Annotated in this window: 12 protein-coding genes; 8 read left to right on the plus strand and 4 right to left on the minus strand. The window is 69.9% G+C overall.

Translation table 11 applies throughout. The annotated features are described in order from the left end of the window. Window positions 1-9: 9 nt before the first annotated feature. Entirely contained in the window at window positions 10-879 is an 870-nt protein-coding gene (locus IT306_21715) for a TlyA family RNA methyltransferase (GenBank protein ID MCC7371047.1), read from the minus strand. Between the two features lie 427 nt (window positions 880-1306). After that, complete coding sequence (locus IT306_21720; GenBank protein ID MCC7371048.1) at window positions 1307-2518, minus strand: sigma-70 family RNA polymerase sigma factor; 1212 nt, start codon at window positions 2516-2518, stop codon at window positions 1307-1309. Window positions 2519-3084: 566 nt separating this feature from the next. Here IT306_21720 and groEL point away from each other — a divergent pair. The 4 genes from groEL (at window position 3085) to IT306_21740 (ending at window position 8789) form a co-directional block, all read left to right on the plus strand. Further along, the gene (gene groEL, locus IT306_21725) at window positions 3085-4710 is read left to right on the plus strand and encodes a chaperonin GroEL (GenBank protein MCC7371049.1); all 1626 of its coding nucleotides are present in this window, start codon (window positions 3085-3087) and stop codon (window positions 4708-4710) included. Window positions 4711-5069: 359 nt separating this feature from the next. Further along, window positions 5070-5963, plus strand: coding sequence for a xanthine dehydrogenase family protein subunit M (locus IT306_21730; protein ID MCC7371050.1), 894 nt, complete (start codon window positions 5070-5072; stop codon window positions 5961-5963). Between the two features lie 3 nt (window positions 5964-5966). Next, complete coding sequence (locus IT306_21735; protein MCC7371051.1) at window positions 5967-6473, plus strand: (2Fe-2S)-binding protein; 507 nt, start codon at window positions 5967-5969, stop codon at window positions 6471-6473. 3 nt (window positions 6474-6476) lie between these two features. Continuing rightward, window positions 6477-8789 carry a xanthine dehydrogenase family protein molybdopterin-binding subunit gene (locus IT306_21740; GenBank protein MCC7371052.1) on the plus strand — a complete coding sequence of 771 codons (2313 nt, stop codon included), beginning with the start codon at window positions 6477-6479 and terminating at the stop codon, window positions 8787-8789. A 654-nt stretch (window positions 8790-9443) separates the two neighbouring features. On the opposite strand, the gene IT306_21745 is transcribed toward IT306_21740, so the two are convergent. Beyond that, window positions 9444-9848, minus strand: a complete 405-nt coding sequence (locus IT306_21745) for a VOC family protein (protein ID MCC7371053.1) — start codon at window positions 9846-9848, stop codon at window positions 9444-9446. A 634-nt stretch (window positions 9849-10482) separates the two neighbouring features. Here IT306_21745 and pyrF point away from each other — a divergent pair. The 3 genes from pyrF (at window position 10483) to IT306_21760 (ending at window position 13159) form a co-directional block, all read left to right on the plus strand. Continuing rightward, window positions 10483-11409 carry an orotidine-5'-phosphate decarboxylase gene (pyrF, locus tag IT306_21750; protein ID MCC7371054.1) on the plus strand — a complete coding sequence of 309 codons (927 nt, stop codon included), beginning with the start codon at window positions 10483-10485 and terminating at the stop codon, window positions 11407-11409. Further along, complete coding sequence (locus IT306_21755; protein MCC7371055.1) at window positions 11399-11683, plus strand: DUF951 domain-containing protein; 285 nt, start codon at window positions 11399-11401, stop codon at window positions 11681-11683. The genes pyrF and IT306_21755 overlap by 11 nt, the downstream gene beginning before the upstream one ends. Window positions 11684-11815: 132 nt before the next feature. After that, window positions 11816-13159, plus strand: coding sequence for an MFS transporter (locus IT306_21760; protein MCC7371056.1), 1344 nt, complete (start codon window positions 11816-11818; stop codon window positions 13157-13159). On the opposite strand, the gene IT306_21765 is transcribed toward IT306_21760, so the two are convergent. After that, entirely contained in the window at window positions 13156-13884 is a 729-nt protein-coding gene (locus IT306_21765; protein ID MCC7371057.1) for an Asp/Glu/hydantoin racemase, read from the minus strand. The two genes, IT306_21760 and IT306_21765, sit on opposite strands and share 4 nt — an antisense overlap. A 159-nt stretch (window positions 13885-14043) precedes the next feature. Here IT306_21765 and IT306_21770 point away from each other — a divergent pair, with 159 nt between their 5' ends. Next, window positions 14044-15234 carry a mandelate racemase/muconate lactonizing enzyme family protein gene (locus IT306_21770; protein ID MCC7371058.1) on the plus strand — a complete coding sequence of 397 codons (1191 nt, stop codon included), beginning with the start codon at window positions 14044-14046 and terminating at the stop codon, window positions 15232-15234. Window positions 15235-15372 lie beyond the last annotated feature (138 nt).

The following is a 15372-nucleotide window of genomic DNA, read 5'->3' on the forward strand; positions in this document are numbered from 1 at the left end:
GGCAGCAGATCACCGAGCCGCCGGCACACCGGCGAGCGCAGCAGTCACCGTCGCCTCGGCGTCGAGCGCGGTGGGGACGCTGCCGACCGTGGCCGTGCCGACCGGGCTGTTCTGGAGCCAGAGCAGGAACTCGACGTTGCCGGCCGGTCCACGGATCGGAGAGGGGGTCAGGCCGCGCGGCGTCAGGCTGTTCGCCAGCGTCCAGGCCCAGAGGTCGAGCAGCACGCGGCGGTGCAGGGCCGGGTCGCGCACGACGCCCCCGCGCGGCACCTGCCCCTTGCCGGCCTCGAACTGCGGCTTGACCAGCGCCACGATGGGCGCGCCGGGCCGCGTCAGGCGGCCGATGGTCGGCAGGGCCAGCCGCAACGAGATGAACGAGACATCGGCCACGGCGATGTCGACCGGTTCCGGCAGGCTGTCGAGCGTCCGGATGTTCGTTCGCTCCATCGAGACGACGCGCGGATCGGAGCGCAGCCGCCAGTCAAGCTGGCCGTGGCCCACATCCACGGCGTAGACCCGTCGCGCGCCGCGCCGCAGCAACACGTCGGTGAAGCCGCCGGTGCTGGCGCCCGCGTCCAGGCAGACCAGGTCGTCCACGGCCAGTCCGAACGTCGTCAGCGCATGGTCGAGCTTCTCGCCGCCCCGGCTCACGAAGCCGGCGTCCTTCTCGACGGTCACCTCGGCAGCCTGGCCGATCAGCTCAGCCGACTTGCCGGCCGGCTTGCCGTCCACCGCCACCAGCCCGGCCACGATCAGCGCCTGGGCCTTTTCGCGGGATTCGGCCAGCCCGCGCGCCACCAGCAGCACGTCGAGGCGCGTCCGCTCGCGGGCAGCCGTCTCGGCCGGGCGGGCGGGCGCCGTGCGCGACGAGGCAGTCATGCTGGTGGGTGTACTCCGGGCGGGCGTCTGCGGCGGCGCAGCGGGCACGATCAATTCTGGCACACCGGGGCAATCCCGAACAGGTGTGCGCCGAGATCAGCCTGCCGCACCGGTCCGCTCCGGCAACCAGAAAGGCCCCCGCGCTCCAGGGCGATGGCATGTGCATTGGTGTACGCGAAGCATCATGGAACGGGCGGTCGGGGACTGAAGTCCCCGCCTACAGTCACACCGTCGCTGCGCGACGGTCGCCGGGAACGGCAGGCACTGGTGCGACTGGCGCGTCGCGCAGCGACTGCAGGATCGTAGGCGGGGCTTTCAAGCCCCGACGCCGCCGCACGACGACATCAACATGCAATCCCCCTGCCCCGCGCTCAGCATGCCGAGCGCGGGGGCCGTCTTGAACGACACAAGGGGCGCAGCGGAGGTTCTACCCGTCGATGTACTCCCGCAGGCGGTTCCGCAGCCGTGGGTGCCGCAGCTTCGCCAGCGCTTCGGCCTCGATCTGGCGCACCCGCTCGCGGCTGACGCCCAGCTCTTCGCCGATCTCCCCGAGCGTCCGGTCGCGCCCGTCCTCAAGGCCGAACCGCATTCGAAGCACTTGCTGCTCGCGGCGGTTCAACTCCTGAAGCGCGCTCTCGACCTGGATCTTCAGCATCGCCTCGTCGGCGGCGTCGGACGGCGCCCGTGCCCCCCGGTCGGCGATGAAGTCCGAGATCGTGTTGCCCTCGTCCTCGCCAACGGGCGTCTCGAGGGAGATCGGCTGCTTGGCGGCCCGGAGGATCTGACGAACCTTCTCGGCCGTCGTGTTCATCGCCTTCGCGATCTCTTCGGCGTCCGGCTCGCGGCCCAGCCCCTGCTGCAGCTCGCGCGACACCTTGTAGACATCGCCGATCAACTCGATCATGTGGACCGGCACGCGGATCGTGCGGGCCTGATCGGCAATCGAGCGGGTGACGGCCTGCCTGATCCACCAGTAGGCGTAAGTTGAGAAGCGGTACCCCTTGCGGTAGTCGTACTTCTCGACCGCCCGCGAGAGCCCGATGTTCCCCTCCTGGATCAGATCCAGCAGCGGGAGACCGCGCCCCATGTACTTGCGGGCCACCGACACGACCAGCCGTAGATTTGACTCGGTCAGGCGGCGGCGGGCCTCAGCACCGATGCGGGCCTCGTCTTCGACGGCTTCGAGGTCGCCGGCCGGGACCAGGCCGCCGTCGAGCTTGCCCTTGGCGATGTCGCCAGCTTCGAGCGCTTTCGCCAGGGTGACCTCTTCCTCGGCGGTCAGCAGCGGCACCCGGCTGATGTCCCGCAGGTAGATGGCGGCCGGCGTGTCCGGCATCAGCTCTTCGGCTTCGAGCGCAGCAGCCTTCAGGATGTGCGCGCCGACGACGACTTCCTCTTCCTCGGCACGGTCGGTGGTCGTCGCGGCGACAGCGCTGCCCCAGGCGAGCGGTTTCGCGGCGTCGTCTTCGTCTTCGATCAGCTCGAACCCGGCTTCTTCCAGGCTCTCGCGAAGCTCTTCAAGATCGACCGGCTCGTCGACCGCTACCCGCACGACATCATCAAGCGTAACGAATCCTCGCTCACGAGCCAGGAGAAGCAGCTTCTCCTTCGCCCCTTCGCGAGCCACTGGACGGGCCATCGGCTGTCCCTCCGGGCTGCCGGATGTGTGCTTGACGGATGGCACGATGAACCATCCGCTCGATGGGCTCGATGCTGCTCGCCATGAGTGCGGAGGCAGCATCGGGCTGGCGCGTCACTCACGCCCTACAGGGCGCCCCGTCAACCGCGGCAGGACCGAGGAGGTCGCAACACCGCGCTGTCTGTGATGTTGCGCGCCATTATACGCCGCTCATTGACAGAAGCGGAGACCTTCCTCCACCCATACCAACGGGTTCGTGCGGAGGAAGTTGCACGGGCGGGCGTTCTTGGTGCTTGGGAACCCTCCGTCGTCGCAGGTGCGCCGAGACGCGCCTCACAACGTGGACTGTGAAGGCACGCTGCGCGCAGCTTAACAGATGAGCGCACGCAATGCTAGTCCGGCCCCTGTCTGTACGCGCCGTTCACGAGCCCGCGGTCATGGCCGATGCTCGAATCTTGCCGCCTTGTTGTCCCGCACCGTTGCCCCACAGCGCCCCGAATGTTGATGGCCGGGCCGTCGTCCCGTACACTCCCGACGCGATCCCGCGTGACTCTCTGGAGGCGACGTTGCCCCGTCCGAAGCGCGCCCAGCCCACCGCCATGCTGCACGGCGAGGCCGCACGCGCCACACTCCTGCGCGGCATGGAACAGATGACGAATCTGCTCCGGCCGACTCTCGGTCCCGTCGCCCGGACGGTGGCCGTCGCCTCGCTGCTCAACGGCAACCCCGAGATCCTCGACAGCGGCGCGACGATCGCCCGGCGGACCATCGAGCTGTCGGACCCGTTCGAGAGCATCGGCGCGATGATCGTGCGGCACCTGGCGTGGCGCGTCCACATGAACGTCGGGGATGGGGCGACCACGGCCGCCGTGATCGCCACGCGCTTGATGGCCGAGGCGGTGCGGGTCATCGCGGCGGGGGCCAGCCCGGTCGGGGTGCGGCGCGGCGTCGAGCAGGCGATGGCCGTGGCGCGCGCGGAGCTTGCGGCCCAGGCCCGCCCCATCGATCTGCCGGAGGAGATCGCGCGGATCGTCCTCGGCGTCGTGCGCGATGAGAAGATCGCCGAGACCATCGGCGAGGTCGTGGAAGGGGTCGGCGAGGACGGCGCGATCCTGGTCGAGAACGCCAACGGCTTCGACACGGAGTACCAGTACCTCGAAGGCATCCATTGGGACGAGGGCTGGCACTCGCCGTCGTTCCTGCGCGGACAGGAAGCGGTCGTCCGGCTGCTCGATCCGCGCGTGCTGATCACCGATGCCGCCATCGAGCAACCGGAGGAGCTAACGCCGATCCTCGACCTCTGCGCCCAGGCCGGCGAGCGGGCGTTGCTGGTGGTCGCCCCTGAGATCAGCCAGGCGGCACTCTCGCTGCTGATCGTCAACCGGCAGCGCGGCATCCTGGAGAGCGTCGCCGTGAAGACGCCGTCGCACGGGGACCAGCGCATCGGCATCCTGGACGATCTGGCCGTCAGCACGGGCGGTCGGGCGTTCCATTTCCAACTGGGTGACACCATCGCGACGGCCACCCTGGCCGATCTTGGCAAGGCGCGGCAGGCCTGGGCGCGGCCCCGCTCGTTCGGGGTGCTGGGCGGCCTGAGTGACCGCGACGCGATCCGGACGCGCGTCGGGCAGCTGCGGGCCGAGCTTGCCACCGTCAAGGACGATGAGTGGCTCCGCAAGAAGCTCCAGGAGCGGATCGGCAAGCTGTCGGGCTCGAGCGCGATGATCGTGGTCGGCGCGCCTTCCGAGGCCGCCCGCGACGATCTCAAACTGCGCGTCGAGTCCGCTGTGACGATGGCGCGCTCGGCCCTGCGTGATGGCGTCGTGCCCGGGGGCGGGGCCGCGTTCCTGGCCTGTGCCGCCGCCATCGAGGCGCAGGTGACGGGCCGCCGCGACGACGAGGCGGTTGGCTGGCGCGCGCTGGCGGCCGCCCTCCGCGAGCCGATGCGGGCCATCGCCGACAACGCCGGCCTGGACGCCAACGCCATCGTGGCGCTCGGAATGCAGCGCGCGCCGGATCAGACGTACGACGCCTGGAAGGATCGGTGGGTCGATCCGTGGGACGCGGGCCTGCTGGACTCGGTGGGCGTGCTCACGGCGGCGATGGACGGGGGCGTCAGCGCGGCAGCGGCAGCGCTGACCAGCGAGGTGCTGATCCACCGCCCGGGCCAGGAGCCGAGCTTCAATCCGTAGACAGGCCGTAGGCGACGGCCCCGGCGCGCGGGACGTGTGCAGGGCACGTGCATGTTCATGGGTGTTCCCGCAACGCCGTCAAGCGAGCAGTCGGGGGTTTCAACCCCCGACGGGGCTGCACGACGAGATCATCAGGCAGCCGCCCTGGGGACGCATGCGGGCTGGTCGAAAAGCCGACGGCCGGGTGGCTACCATGTAGCCACTGAATGGATAGAGCAGCTACGTCCAGGAGCGCCCAGTTGTTGGCGCGCCCCGCCGCCAGCCCAGGGCTGGCCTGCTGCCAACGGGGGCAGTAGCAACATCCTCAAATGTCCTAGTACAACTCAGACAAGCCCACCGGAACCTGGAGGGGACATCGCGTGCGAAGATTCGGGCTGGAGCTTCCAAGTACCCTAGCGGAGTGCCTTGCCGTCCTCAGCAGCGGCAATGGTGACATCAAGGTCGTCGCGGGCGGCACCGATCTGCTGCCCCAGATGAAGAACGGGCTGATCAAGCCGACCACCGTGGTCGATCTGAGCGGGGTGGCCGAACTGAAGCGACTCGAGGTGGACGGCGACGGCGCCCTGCACATCGGGGCGGGCGTCGCGGCGCGCGACCTCGAGCTGTCGTCGATCCCCGGGCCGGCGTTCGCGGCGGTGGTCGAGGGCGCGGGTGTGATCGGGTCGCACCAGGTGCGTAACCTGGCGACCGTTGGCGGGAACGTCTGCAACGCTGCTCCGTCTGCAGACGTGTCGCCGGGGCTGGTGGCGATGGATGCCGTCGCGGTCATCGACGGGCCGAACGGCCGCCGACTGCTCCCCATGGTCGACTTCTTCAAGGGCGTGCGCCGCACGGCCCTGGAGCACGGCGAGATCCTCGTCGAGCTGGTGGTGCCGAACCCGGGCGCTGGCAGCGGCGGCACCTACGTCCGCCACACGCCGCGCCGCGAGCTCGACATCGCGGTGGTGGGCGTGGCCTCGCAGTTGACGATTCGGGACGGGCGCTGCACGAAGGCGCGCATCGCGCTGGGGGCGGTGGCCCCGGTGATCGTGCGGGCGACGGCGGCCGAGGCGAAGCTGGAGGGCCAGCAGGTCACGCCGGAGCTGATCGTGGAGGCGGCTGAGGCGGCTGTCGGCTCGGCCAGCCCGATCTCGGATCAGCGCGGCTCGGCGGAGTACCGCCGCCACCTTGTGAAGGTCTTGACGCGCCGCACCTTGCAGACGGCGTACGACCGCGCCACGGGCCGCGCGGCCAGCCGGAATGGAGCGCACTAAGCCATGCCGAAGATGGTTTTGTCCTGCACGATCAACGGCGAGGAGACCGAGCTGCTGGTTCAGCCGTATCAGACGCTGCTGGAGGCGCTCCGCGAGAATGCCGGCCTGACCGGCGCGAAGGAAGGGTGCGGCACGGGCGACTGTGGCGCGTGCACGGTCCACCTGGACGGCAAGCCGGTGGCAAGCTGCCTGGTGCTGGCGATGCAGGTGCGCGGCCGGAACGTCCGCACGGTGGAAGGGCTGGCGTCTGAGGACGGCGCGCTCCACCCGGTTCAGGCGGCGTTCGTGAAGCACGGCGTCCCGCAGTGTGGCTTCTGCATTCCGGGCATGATCATGTCGGCGGCGGCGCTGATCGAGGCGAACCCGGCCCCGACCACGGACGAGATCCGGCTGGGCATCGCCGGGAACCTCTGCCGCTGCACGGGCTACACGAAGATGGTGGCGGCGATCTCCGAGGCGGCTGCTGAGACGGCCGGCGCGTCGAGTGGTGGCGCTGGCAAGGGGGCCTGAGCGATGGCAACGGTCATGAAGACCTCGCGCGATGTGCGGGGCATCGGCATCCGGATCCCGCGCCCGGACGCGCCGGAGAAGGTGGCTGGCAAGACCCAGTACGTGGCGGATCTCCAGCTGCCGGGGATGCTGCATGCGAGGCTGCTGCGAAGCCCGCACGCGCATGCCAGGATCAAGAGCATCGACACGAGCAAGGCGAAGGCCCTGCCGGGCGTGCGCGCGGTGCTGACGGCCTCTGACATCCCGGAGCTGGAGCACGGGGCGAAGACGCGCGGCCACGCGATCATGGCGATTGACCGGGCGGTCTTCGCGGGGCAGCCGGTGGCGGCGGTGGCGGCCGACGAGCTGGCGATCGCGGATGAGGCGCTCGACCTGATCGAGGTGGTTTACGAGGTGCTGCCGGCCGCCATCGACCCGATCAAGTCGATGCGCCCGGATGCGCCGCGCGTGGCGGACGAGGGCACGGAGGCGGACACGTCCGAGGCGCTGGCCCACTCGGGCATCGCGCCGACGGAGAGCGAGGCCGCCGAGAACGCCCCGAACGTGGCCCAGAAGTCGAACCTGGGGCGGGGGGACGTCAAGAGGGCGTTCGCCGAGAGCGACTACATTCTTGAGAAGACGTACCACGTGCCGATGGTGCACCAGGGGTACATCGAGGCGCACGGCGCGGTGGCGGACTACAACCGCGCGACGGGCACGATGACGGTCTGGGCGAGCACGCAGGGCTCGTTCAACACGCGGTCTGAGATCGCGGACGTGCTGAAGATCCCCGAGGCGAGCATCAAGGTGGTGCCGCTGGAGTGCGGCGGCGGCTTTGGGGCGAAGATCCGCGCGCTGACCGAGCCGATCACGGTGCTGCTGTCCCGGGCGACGGGCCGGCCGGTCAAGTACATGATGACGCGGCGCGAGGAGCTCGAGGCCGGGATGCCGGCTCCGAGCGTGACGATCAAGCTGCGGACGGGCGTCAAAAAGGACGGCACGCCGCTGGCGCTGGAAGGCGAGACGATCATCGAGGCGGGCGCGTATTCGGGCGCGGTGCTGACGATGAGCGGCGTCTTCCTGGCGTCGGTGTACCAGTGGCCGAACTTCCAGGTGACGGGCTACGAGGTGCTGACGCACAAGCCGAGCATCGCGGCGTACCGCGCCCCGATGGCCCCGCAGACGGCGTTCGTCATCGACTCGCACATGGACCAGATCGCGCGGCACCTGGGGTTGGACCCGGCCGAGTACAAGATCAAGCACTGCCAGCGCGGCGGCGACTTGATGGCGCACGGCCAGCCGTGGCAGGTGAACGGCGCGCGCGAGTGCCTGGAGGCGCTCGAGGCGCACCCGTACTGGCAGGAGCGCGATGCCTGGCGTGAGAGCGGCCAGCGGGACGGGGTGCTGCGCGGGACGGGCATCGCGATGGGCGGCTGGGTGCCGGGCATCCAACCGACGAGCGCCTCGATCCGGCTGAACCCGGACGGCACGCTGACGGTGATCACGGGATCGGTGGACATCGCGGGGACGAACCTGGGCCTGGCGCTGATCGCGGCCGAGGCGTACGGCGTGGATATCGAGCGGGTGAAGATCGTCACAGGGGACACGGACACGGCCCCGCTGACGGGCATCAGCGCTGGCTCGAAGACGACGTACACGGTGGGCGCGGCGGTGATCGAGGCGGCCCACGATGCGCGCCGGCAGACGCTGGACATCGCGTCGAGCGAGCTTGAGGCGGCGGTCGAGGACCTCGACATCGTGAACAACGAGGTGGTGGTCCAGGGCGTGCCTGGGAAGTCGATCACGCTGGCGGCGATCGGCAAGAAGGGGAACACGTTCCAGTCTCGGGTGCCGCCGGTCTACGGCACAAGCTCGATGGGCTTCGCGGTGCAGGCGCCGGCGTTCGCGGCGCAGCTGGCGCGCATCGAGGTGGACCCGGACACGGGCCAGATCACCCTGACGGACTTTATCTGCGCGCAGGATGTGGGCAAGCTGCTCAACCCGCTGGGCGCTGAGGGGCAGATTCAAGGCGGCTCGGTGCAGAGCCTCGGGTTCGCGCTGACGGAAGGCTTGATGTACAACGAGCAGGGCCGGCTGATGAACCCGAGCCTGCTGGACTACCGCAAGCTGACGGCGGCGGACGTGCCGAACATCGAGACGATCATCATCGAGGTGCCGGCGCCGGCGGGTCCGTTCGGGGCGCGCGGCGTGGGCGAGCCGCCGATCGTGCCGGCGCTGGCGGCGATGGCGAACGCGCTGGAGGATGCGTCTGGCCTGCGGCTGACGACGATGCCGCTGACGCCGGAGCGGGTGGCGCTGGGGCTGGCGGCGGAGTAGGGCAGAGGTCGGCCCTCACCCCCCGACCCCGGGGGCGGCCCTCACCCCCCGACGAACCGAGGCCCTCACCCCCCGACGAACCGAGGCCCTCACCCCCCGACCCCCTCTCCCTGTGCGCGGGAGAGGGGGAGCCGTATTGCATCTTGAAGGCCCTCGCTCCGAGTGCGGAGAGGGGGCTTTCTTGTGTTCGGATTCGGGGTGGCGGGCGGCCCCGGGGCGGCGAGGGATGTGACCAGGCGGCGCCTGCGGTGTGCTGACGTGACCGGGGCCGCGCCGACGCGCCTCATGCCGCCGCCGGGGTGATGACCGTCGATCTGGTGGGCGAGGTACCGATGTGGGCCGGAGTCGAAGGGCGGATCGTCGCCGCGCGGCCCCTCGTCCTGAACGGTGTGACAGGTCACTGATGGTGTCGCGTCAGCGGGTGAGGTCCTTCGCTGTGCTCGCAAGCTCGCGCCGCTCAGGATGACAGGTGGCGGGCGCAAGCTCGCGCCGCTCAGGATGACAGGTGGCGGGCGCAGGCTCGCGCCGCTCAGGATGACGGGAGACGAGGAAGATCCCTCCACTCCGCTCGTTCCTCGCCGCGGTCGGGATGACAAGCCCGTTACATCCAGGATGGCGAAGCACTGGGGGATGGCGAAGCACTGGGAACGGTGGTCAGGCGTCGGGGGTGAAGGCGCAGAACTCGTTGCCTTCGGGGTCGGCGAGGACGGTCCAGCGCTGGCGGGGCGTCGTGAAGGCCGGGGTCAGGATCGTCGCGCCGAGGCTCACCAGCCAGTTGAGCGTCTCGCCGGGGCGCAGGTTGATGTCGAGGTGCACGCGGTTCTTGACCGTTTTCGGCTCGGCGACCAGCACGAACCAGACGCGCGGACCACCATCGGGCGACTCGATGGCCACCTCGGGATCGTCGGCGATGTCGTGGATGCCGGCGGCCTTCAGCCGTGCGATCTCGGCGTCGTCGTACGGGCAGATGCGGTAGCTGAGCGCCGCGGCCCAGAAGGCGGCGAGGGCAGAGGGTCTGGCGCAGTCCATCACAACGTCTCGCAGCCGGGAGCGCTCCATCGTGTGTCTCCAGTGGTGTGGCGAAGCTGACCTGAGGAATGCTGAACGCTGGGGCCTCAGAGCAGCCTGCGTGCCGCGTATCCGGACAGGGCGATTGCCTGATGGTGTCGTCGTGCAGCGTCGTCGGGGCTTGATGAAGATTCATTGTTTCCTGTGGTAAAGGCTCTCACCCCCCGGCCGCGGGAGGCCCTCACCCCCCGGCCCCCTCTCCCTGTGCGCGGGAGAGGGGGAGACGCACGAGACGGTCGTTGCTCCCCCTCTCCTGCGCACAGGGAGAGGGGGTCGGGGGGTGAGGGCCTCCGGAGTGACGGACGGAATACGCGGTTATTTCGTCAATCTTCATAAAGCCCGACCACTCTCGTGTATTGGCGTTTCGGGAGCACCAATGAACAGGCAATTGCCCTGCGTGTCCGGAGGGTGATCGACAGCCGGCGGCTCGGGCTGTGATACCATGAATGGTCATCGCCGATGTCCGGGCGTGTGTGCCCGCGACGCGGCCATGGTCGAGCCAGCCAGGCCTTGACCGCCCCCCGCCTGCACCGGGATCAGCCGACTGCCTCGGTTGTCCGCGCCCGGCACGGGGATGCATCTTCCAACACGGTTCGACGGGGCCGGCGCGGCCGGCGGGAGCAAGATGTTCCGAGAGAAGCTCGCTGAGGCGACCGCGCGCCAGGGCTCGGTGCTGTGTGTGGGGCTGGATGTAGACCCGTCCCTCGCGCCGCCGAGCCTGGTGGGGCAGGACGGCTGGATCGAGAGGTTCTGCCTGGGGATCGTCGAGGCGACGGCGGACCTGGTCTGCGCCTACAAGCCGAATCTGGCGTTTTTCGAGGCGCTGGGGCTGGATGGATACGTCGGCTTGCAGCGGACGCTGGCCGGCCTGCCGAAGGACGTGGTCAGCGTCGGGGATGCGAAGCGCGGCGACATCGGCAGCACGGCGGTGGCGTACGCGCGCGCGCTCTACGAGGTCTGGGGCTTCGACGTGGTCACGGTCAGCCCGCTGCTGGGGCCGGACACGCTGGAGCCGTTCCTCGCCTACCGTGACCGGGGCATCTTCGTGCTGTGCAAGACCTCGAATCCCGGGTCGGGGACGTACCAGGATCTGCCAGTGCCGGCCGAAGGTGGCAGCGCGCCGCTCTACGAGCTGATCGCGCGGCAGATGTCGGAGCTGGACCGCTCGGGGGCGGCCGGGCAGCTCGGGCTGGTGACCGGGGCGACGTATCCCGCGCAGCTTGCCGAGATTCGGGCGGTGGCGCCGGACCTGCCGTTCCTGGTGCCGGGCATCGGGGCGCAGCAGGGAGACGTCTGGGCAGCCGTGAACGCCGGCCTCGATGCGCGCGGGGCCGGCATCGTGGTGAACGCCTCGCGCGGGGTGACCTACGCCAGCAAGGGCGACGACTGGCAGCAGGCGGCCCGCGAGGCGGCGCTGGGGTTGCGGGATCGGCTGGAGGCGGCGCGCGGGGAGGTCCGCGCGAGCCGCGAGGCCGCGGGCGCGGCTGGTGGGGAGACGCTCGGCGCGTCTGGCAGGGAGGTGGGGCATGCCACAGTTGCCCATGCGCCTTGAGCTTGGCGACGTGCTGCGGCTCCGCAAGGATCATCCGTGTGGGAGCACCGACTTCGAGGTGGTGCGGCTCGGGGCGGACATCGGGCTGCGGTGCGTGGGGTGCAATCGGCGGATCATGCTGGCGCGGAGCCTGCTGGAGCGGCGCATCGAGCGGTTCGTGAGCCGGGTCGAAGAGACGCCGCTGGACCTGAGCGGGTTCGGCGGGCCGGCCCCCGAGGTCGTCGAGCCGGCCGAGGCGAGCGAGCCAGCCTCAAATGCCGGCGCGCATGAGTGATGCCCCTCACCAGCCCGCCCACCGGTGTGCCCCTCACTCCCCACCCGCTGCGCGGCGCGAATATCGGCTGCGCAGCGGGCGGGGGGCGAGGGGCTACGCCTGGGCAGCGGTCGCCGGAGTAGTCGGTAACCCGTGGCTGGAGAGGTAGCCGGGCCAGCGTCGGTCTGGAAGAACGGCGACTTCCTGCTGCTCTGGGCGGCGCAGGCGGTCGGGCAGACGGCCCACAATGCCGTCAACTACGGGTTGATGGTCCTGGTGCAGAAGACCTCCGGCTCGGCCACGCACATGAGCGTGGTGGTGCTGACGGTGGTGCTGCCGTCGGTCATCATGGGGCTGGTGGCCGGCGCCTACGTGGACCGACGCGACAAGCGGCTGGTGCTGATCGGGACGAACCTGCTGCGCGCGGCGCTGATGCCGGTCTACATCCTGATCCCTGACTGGCTCTGGCTGCTGTTCGCGGTAAACGTGCTGTTCTCGACGTTCACCCAGTTCTTCGCGCCGGCCGAGGTGGCGATGCTGCCGGTGGTGGCCGGGCGCGGCCAACTGCTGCAGGCGAACTCGCTGTTCCACATCACGTTCACGGGGTCGCAGCTGGGCGGGCTGGTGCTGCTGGGGCCGCTGCTGGTCAACGTCGTGGGGGTGACGGGCCTCTTTACGGTGGTCGGCGTGGCGCTGATCGTCTCGGCGCTGCTGCTCTGGCCGCTGCCGAGCACGCGCAACCGGCTGGAGGAGGGCGTCCTCGGGTTCGGGGAGCTGTGGGGCGAGATCCGGTTCGTGCTGCGGTACGTGCGGACGGACCGCGCCATCGCCTGGGGCGTGGTGCAGTGGACGGTCGGCTCGACGCTGGCGCTGGTGGTGGCCACGCTCGCGCCGACGTTCGTGGTGCGGCAACTGGGGGTCCGCGCGGAGGACAGCGTTTTCGTGCTGGCGCCGGCCGGCCTGGGGACGGTGCTCGGGTCGCTGCTGCTGACGCGCTGGGGCGAGCTGCTGGATCGGCGGCGGCTCATCGAGGCGGCGATGATGACGCTGGGGGCGGCGCTGGGCCTGATGGCGCTGGCGCCGCCAGCCTGGGCGCGGCTCGGCTGGCTGGCCGGGGCGGCGTCCGCGGTGGTCGGGACGGCGGTCTGGTGGTCGCTGATCGGCGCGATTGTGGCCCTGGCGGTGGTGGCCGGGTTCGCGTTCGTGGCGATCATCGTGCCGTCGCAGACGCTGATCCAGGAACGGGCGTTGCCGGAGGTGCGTGGGCGGCTGTTCGCGGTGCAGATGGTGCTGGGGAACGTGGCGAGCGTCCTGCCGCTGGTGGCGCTGGGTGAGCTTGCGGACGGCATTGGGGTGACGGAAGCGCTGGTGCTGGTGGGTGGCGTGGTGCTGACCATCGGGCTGGCCAGCACGCGGCTGCCGGCGCTCGACGTGCGGGCGGCCGCCCCGCCCGACGAGGCCGTCACGCCCGAGGAGGCCGCCCCGGAGGGCGCTTAGGCGAACTCGGCGAGGAGGCGGCCCCAGCCGGGGATGGGGCGGTCCCACCCGAGCATCCGCAGCGGATGCCACAGCGAGATGACCAGCGAGTCGTGGACGGGCTTGCCGAGCCGCTGCTCCAGCGCTTCGACGACGCGGGCGGCTGCCAGGTTGGTGCAGATCACGACGACGGCCTCGGCGTCCGGGTGATCCGCTTGCAGGGCCAGGTCGTGCAGGGTGTCCAGGCCGACCTCGGCAAACGCGAAGTTGGTGCTGATGCCCAGATACGCGCTGTTCACACAGGCGAAGCCGGCGTCGCCGTACACCCGCACGATGGCGTCGTGGACATCCCTGGTGTAGGGCACGGCCATAGCGTATTGCGTGATGCCGTGCGCGCGGAACGCCTCGAACTGGGCCAGGGTGCCGGTGGTGGCGGGGATGCCAGTCTCCTCGGTGATGGCGGCGCAGAGGGCGCGATCCGCCTCGACGCCCTTCCAGGCGCCGGAGGTGCCGTTCCAGCAGATCACGTCAACCTTTGCGTCGGCCAGGAGGCGGGCGGCCGAGAGCATCGCCTCGCGCTCGAACTGGTCGAGGCTGCCCTGATCCAGCGCGATGCGCGTCACGGGGATGCGGGCGTAGTGGACGGAGAGGTCGTCGAGGAGGCCGGCTGTCATGGCGCTGGTGAGCGGCTCGACCATCGTGTTCGAGGACGGGGTGATCATGCCGATGCGTCGGGCTGCGACCATGGGGGAGCCTCCGGACGAGTTCACAGTTGTCAGTTGTCAGTGGTCGACCACGATGCTGACCCTGTTCTGCGCCAGGATACCGAACTTGCTGTTGGCGCGAATGGGCGACAACTTCTGATAACTGATGACTGACAACTCTGAACTCGCCCCGGAGGCGCCATGGCCCTGAAGATCACCAGCGTGCGGACCTTCATCGTGGATGGGGGGTTCCGCCCGTGGACCTTTGTCAAGATCGAGACGAACGACGACGGCGTCGTCGGCTGGGGCGACTGCACGGACTGGGGCTCGCCGGGGCCGGTCACGGCGATGGTGGCACGGCTCGGCGAGTTCATCGTCGGGCAGGATCCGATGCAGGTCGAGCGGATCTGGTGGGAGCTGTACGCGGCGTCGATTCGGCACACGGGTGGCATCGCGTTCAAGGGGATGGCCGGCATCGACTCGGCGCTCTGGGACATTCGGGGCAAGGTGCTGAATGCGCCGGTCTGGCAGTTGCTCGGCGGGAGGATGCGCGACGAGCTGCGGCTGTACTGGTCGCACTGCGGCTCGACGCGTGGCGAGCGGGCGGCGCGGCTGGGGGTGCCGAAGGTCGAGACGACGGACGATCTGCGGGCGCTGGCCCACGAGGTCCGTGAGAGGGGGTACACGGCCCTCAAGACGAACCTGTTCCCGCTGAAGGATCGGCCGGATGCGATCCCGGGCGGCGTGGCGCGTGGGCACGCGGCCGGCGATATCGCCGGTCCGACCCTCCGCAACGCCGAACTGATCGTCGGGACGTTCCGCGAGGTGCTGGGGCCGGACGTGGACATCGGCCTGGACGTGGCGTTCCGCTTCAAGCTGGGTGGGGCGATCAAGCTGGCGCGGGCGCTGGAGCCGTACAACCTGATGTGGCTGGAGACGGAGAGCTTCGATCCGAAAGCCCTCCGGACGGTCCGCGAGTCCACCACCACGACGATCTGCCACGGCGAGAGCATCTTCGGGACGCAGGGCTTCCGACCGTACCTGGAGCAGTACGCCCAGGACATCATCATGCCGGACCTGGCCTGGAACGGCATCACGATGGGCAAGAAGATCGCGGATCAGTCGCACACGTATGATGTGCTGCTCTCGTTCCACAACTGCCACAGCCCGATCACGACGCTGGTCTCGGCGGCGGTGGCGGCGACGGCCCCGAACTTCTACGTCCTCGAGATCGACGTCGACGATGCGCCCTGGCGCGACGACCTGATGACGCACCCGTTCACGATCGAGGACGGGCATCTCCAGGTGACGGATCGGCCGGGGCTGGGGAGCGACCTGATCGAGGCGGAGCTGCTGAAGCACCCGCCGGTGGAGTACCCTGGGGCACGGTAGCGGCAGTGCGAACGCATCGATCCGCGTGGCGAGCGGCTGGCCGGTATCCTCCCGCTGACGGGATCCGGGCTGGAGAGCAGCGACGGTGCGCGGACCCTCGTGCGGAGCCGCGCGGTGTGCAGCAATGCTCATGCCCTG

Source organism: Chloroflexota bacterium, from assembly GCA_020850535.1.
Taxonomy (GTDB): domain Bacteria; phylum Chloroflexota; class UBA6077; order UBA6077; family JACCZL01; genus JADZEM01.

Excerpts from the sequence above, each read along its gene's own strand:
- IT306_21715 (MCC7371047.1), bottom strand. The coding sequence starts at position 879 with ATGACTGCCTCGTCGCGCACGGCGCCCGCCCGCCCGGCCGAGACGGCT.
- IT306_21720 (MCC7371048.1), bottom strand. The coding sequence starts at position 2,518 with ATGGCCCGTCCAGTGGCTCGCGAAGGGGCGAAGGAGAAGCTGCTTCTC.
- IT306_21735 (MCC7371051.1), top strand. The coding sequence starts at position 5,967 with ATGCCGAAGATGGTTTTGTCCTGCACGATCAACGGCGAGGAGACCGAG.
- IT306_21740 (MCC7371052.1), top strand. The coding sequence starts at position 6,477 with ATGGCAACGGTCATGAAGACCTCGCGCGATGTGCGGGGCATCGGCATC.
- IT306_21745 (MCC7371053.1), bottom strand. The coding sequence starts at position 9,848 with ATGGAGCGCTCCCGGCTGCGAGACGTTGTGATGGACTGCGCCAGACCC.
- pyrF (MCC7371054.1), top strand. The coding sequence starts at position 10,483 with ATGTTCCGAGAGAAGCTCGCTGAGGCGACCGCGCGCCAGGGCTCGGTG.
- IT306_21755 (MCC7371055.1), top strand. The coding sequence starts at position 11,399 with ATGCGCCTTGAGCTTGGCGACGTGCTGCGGCTCCGCAAGGATCATCCG.
- IT306_21765 (MCC7371057.1), bottom strand. The coding sequence starts at position 13,884 with ATGGTCGCAGCCCGACGCATCGGCATGATCACCCCGTCCTCGAACACG.
- IT306_21770 (MCC7371058.1), top strand. The coding sequence starts at position 14,044 with ATGGCCCTGAAGATCACCAGCGTGCGGACCTTCATCGTGGATGGGGGG.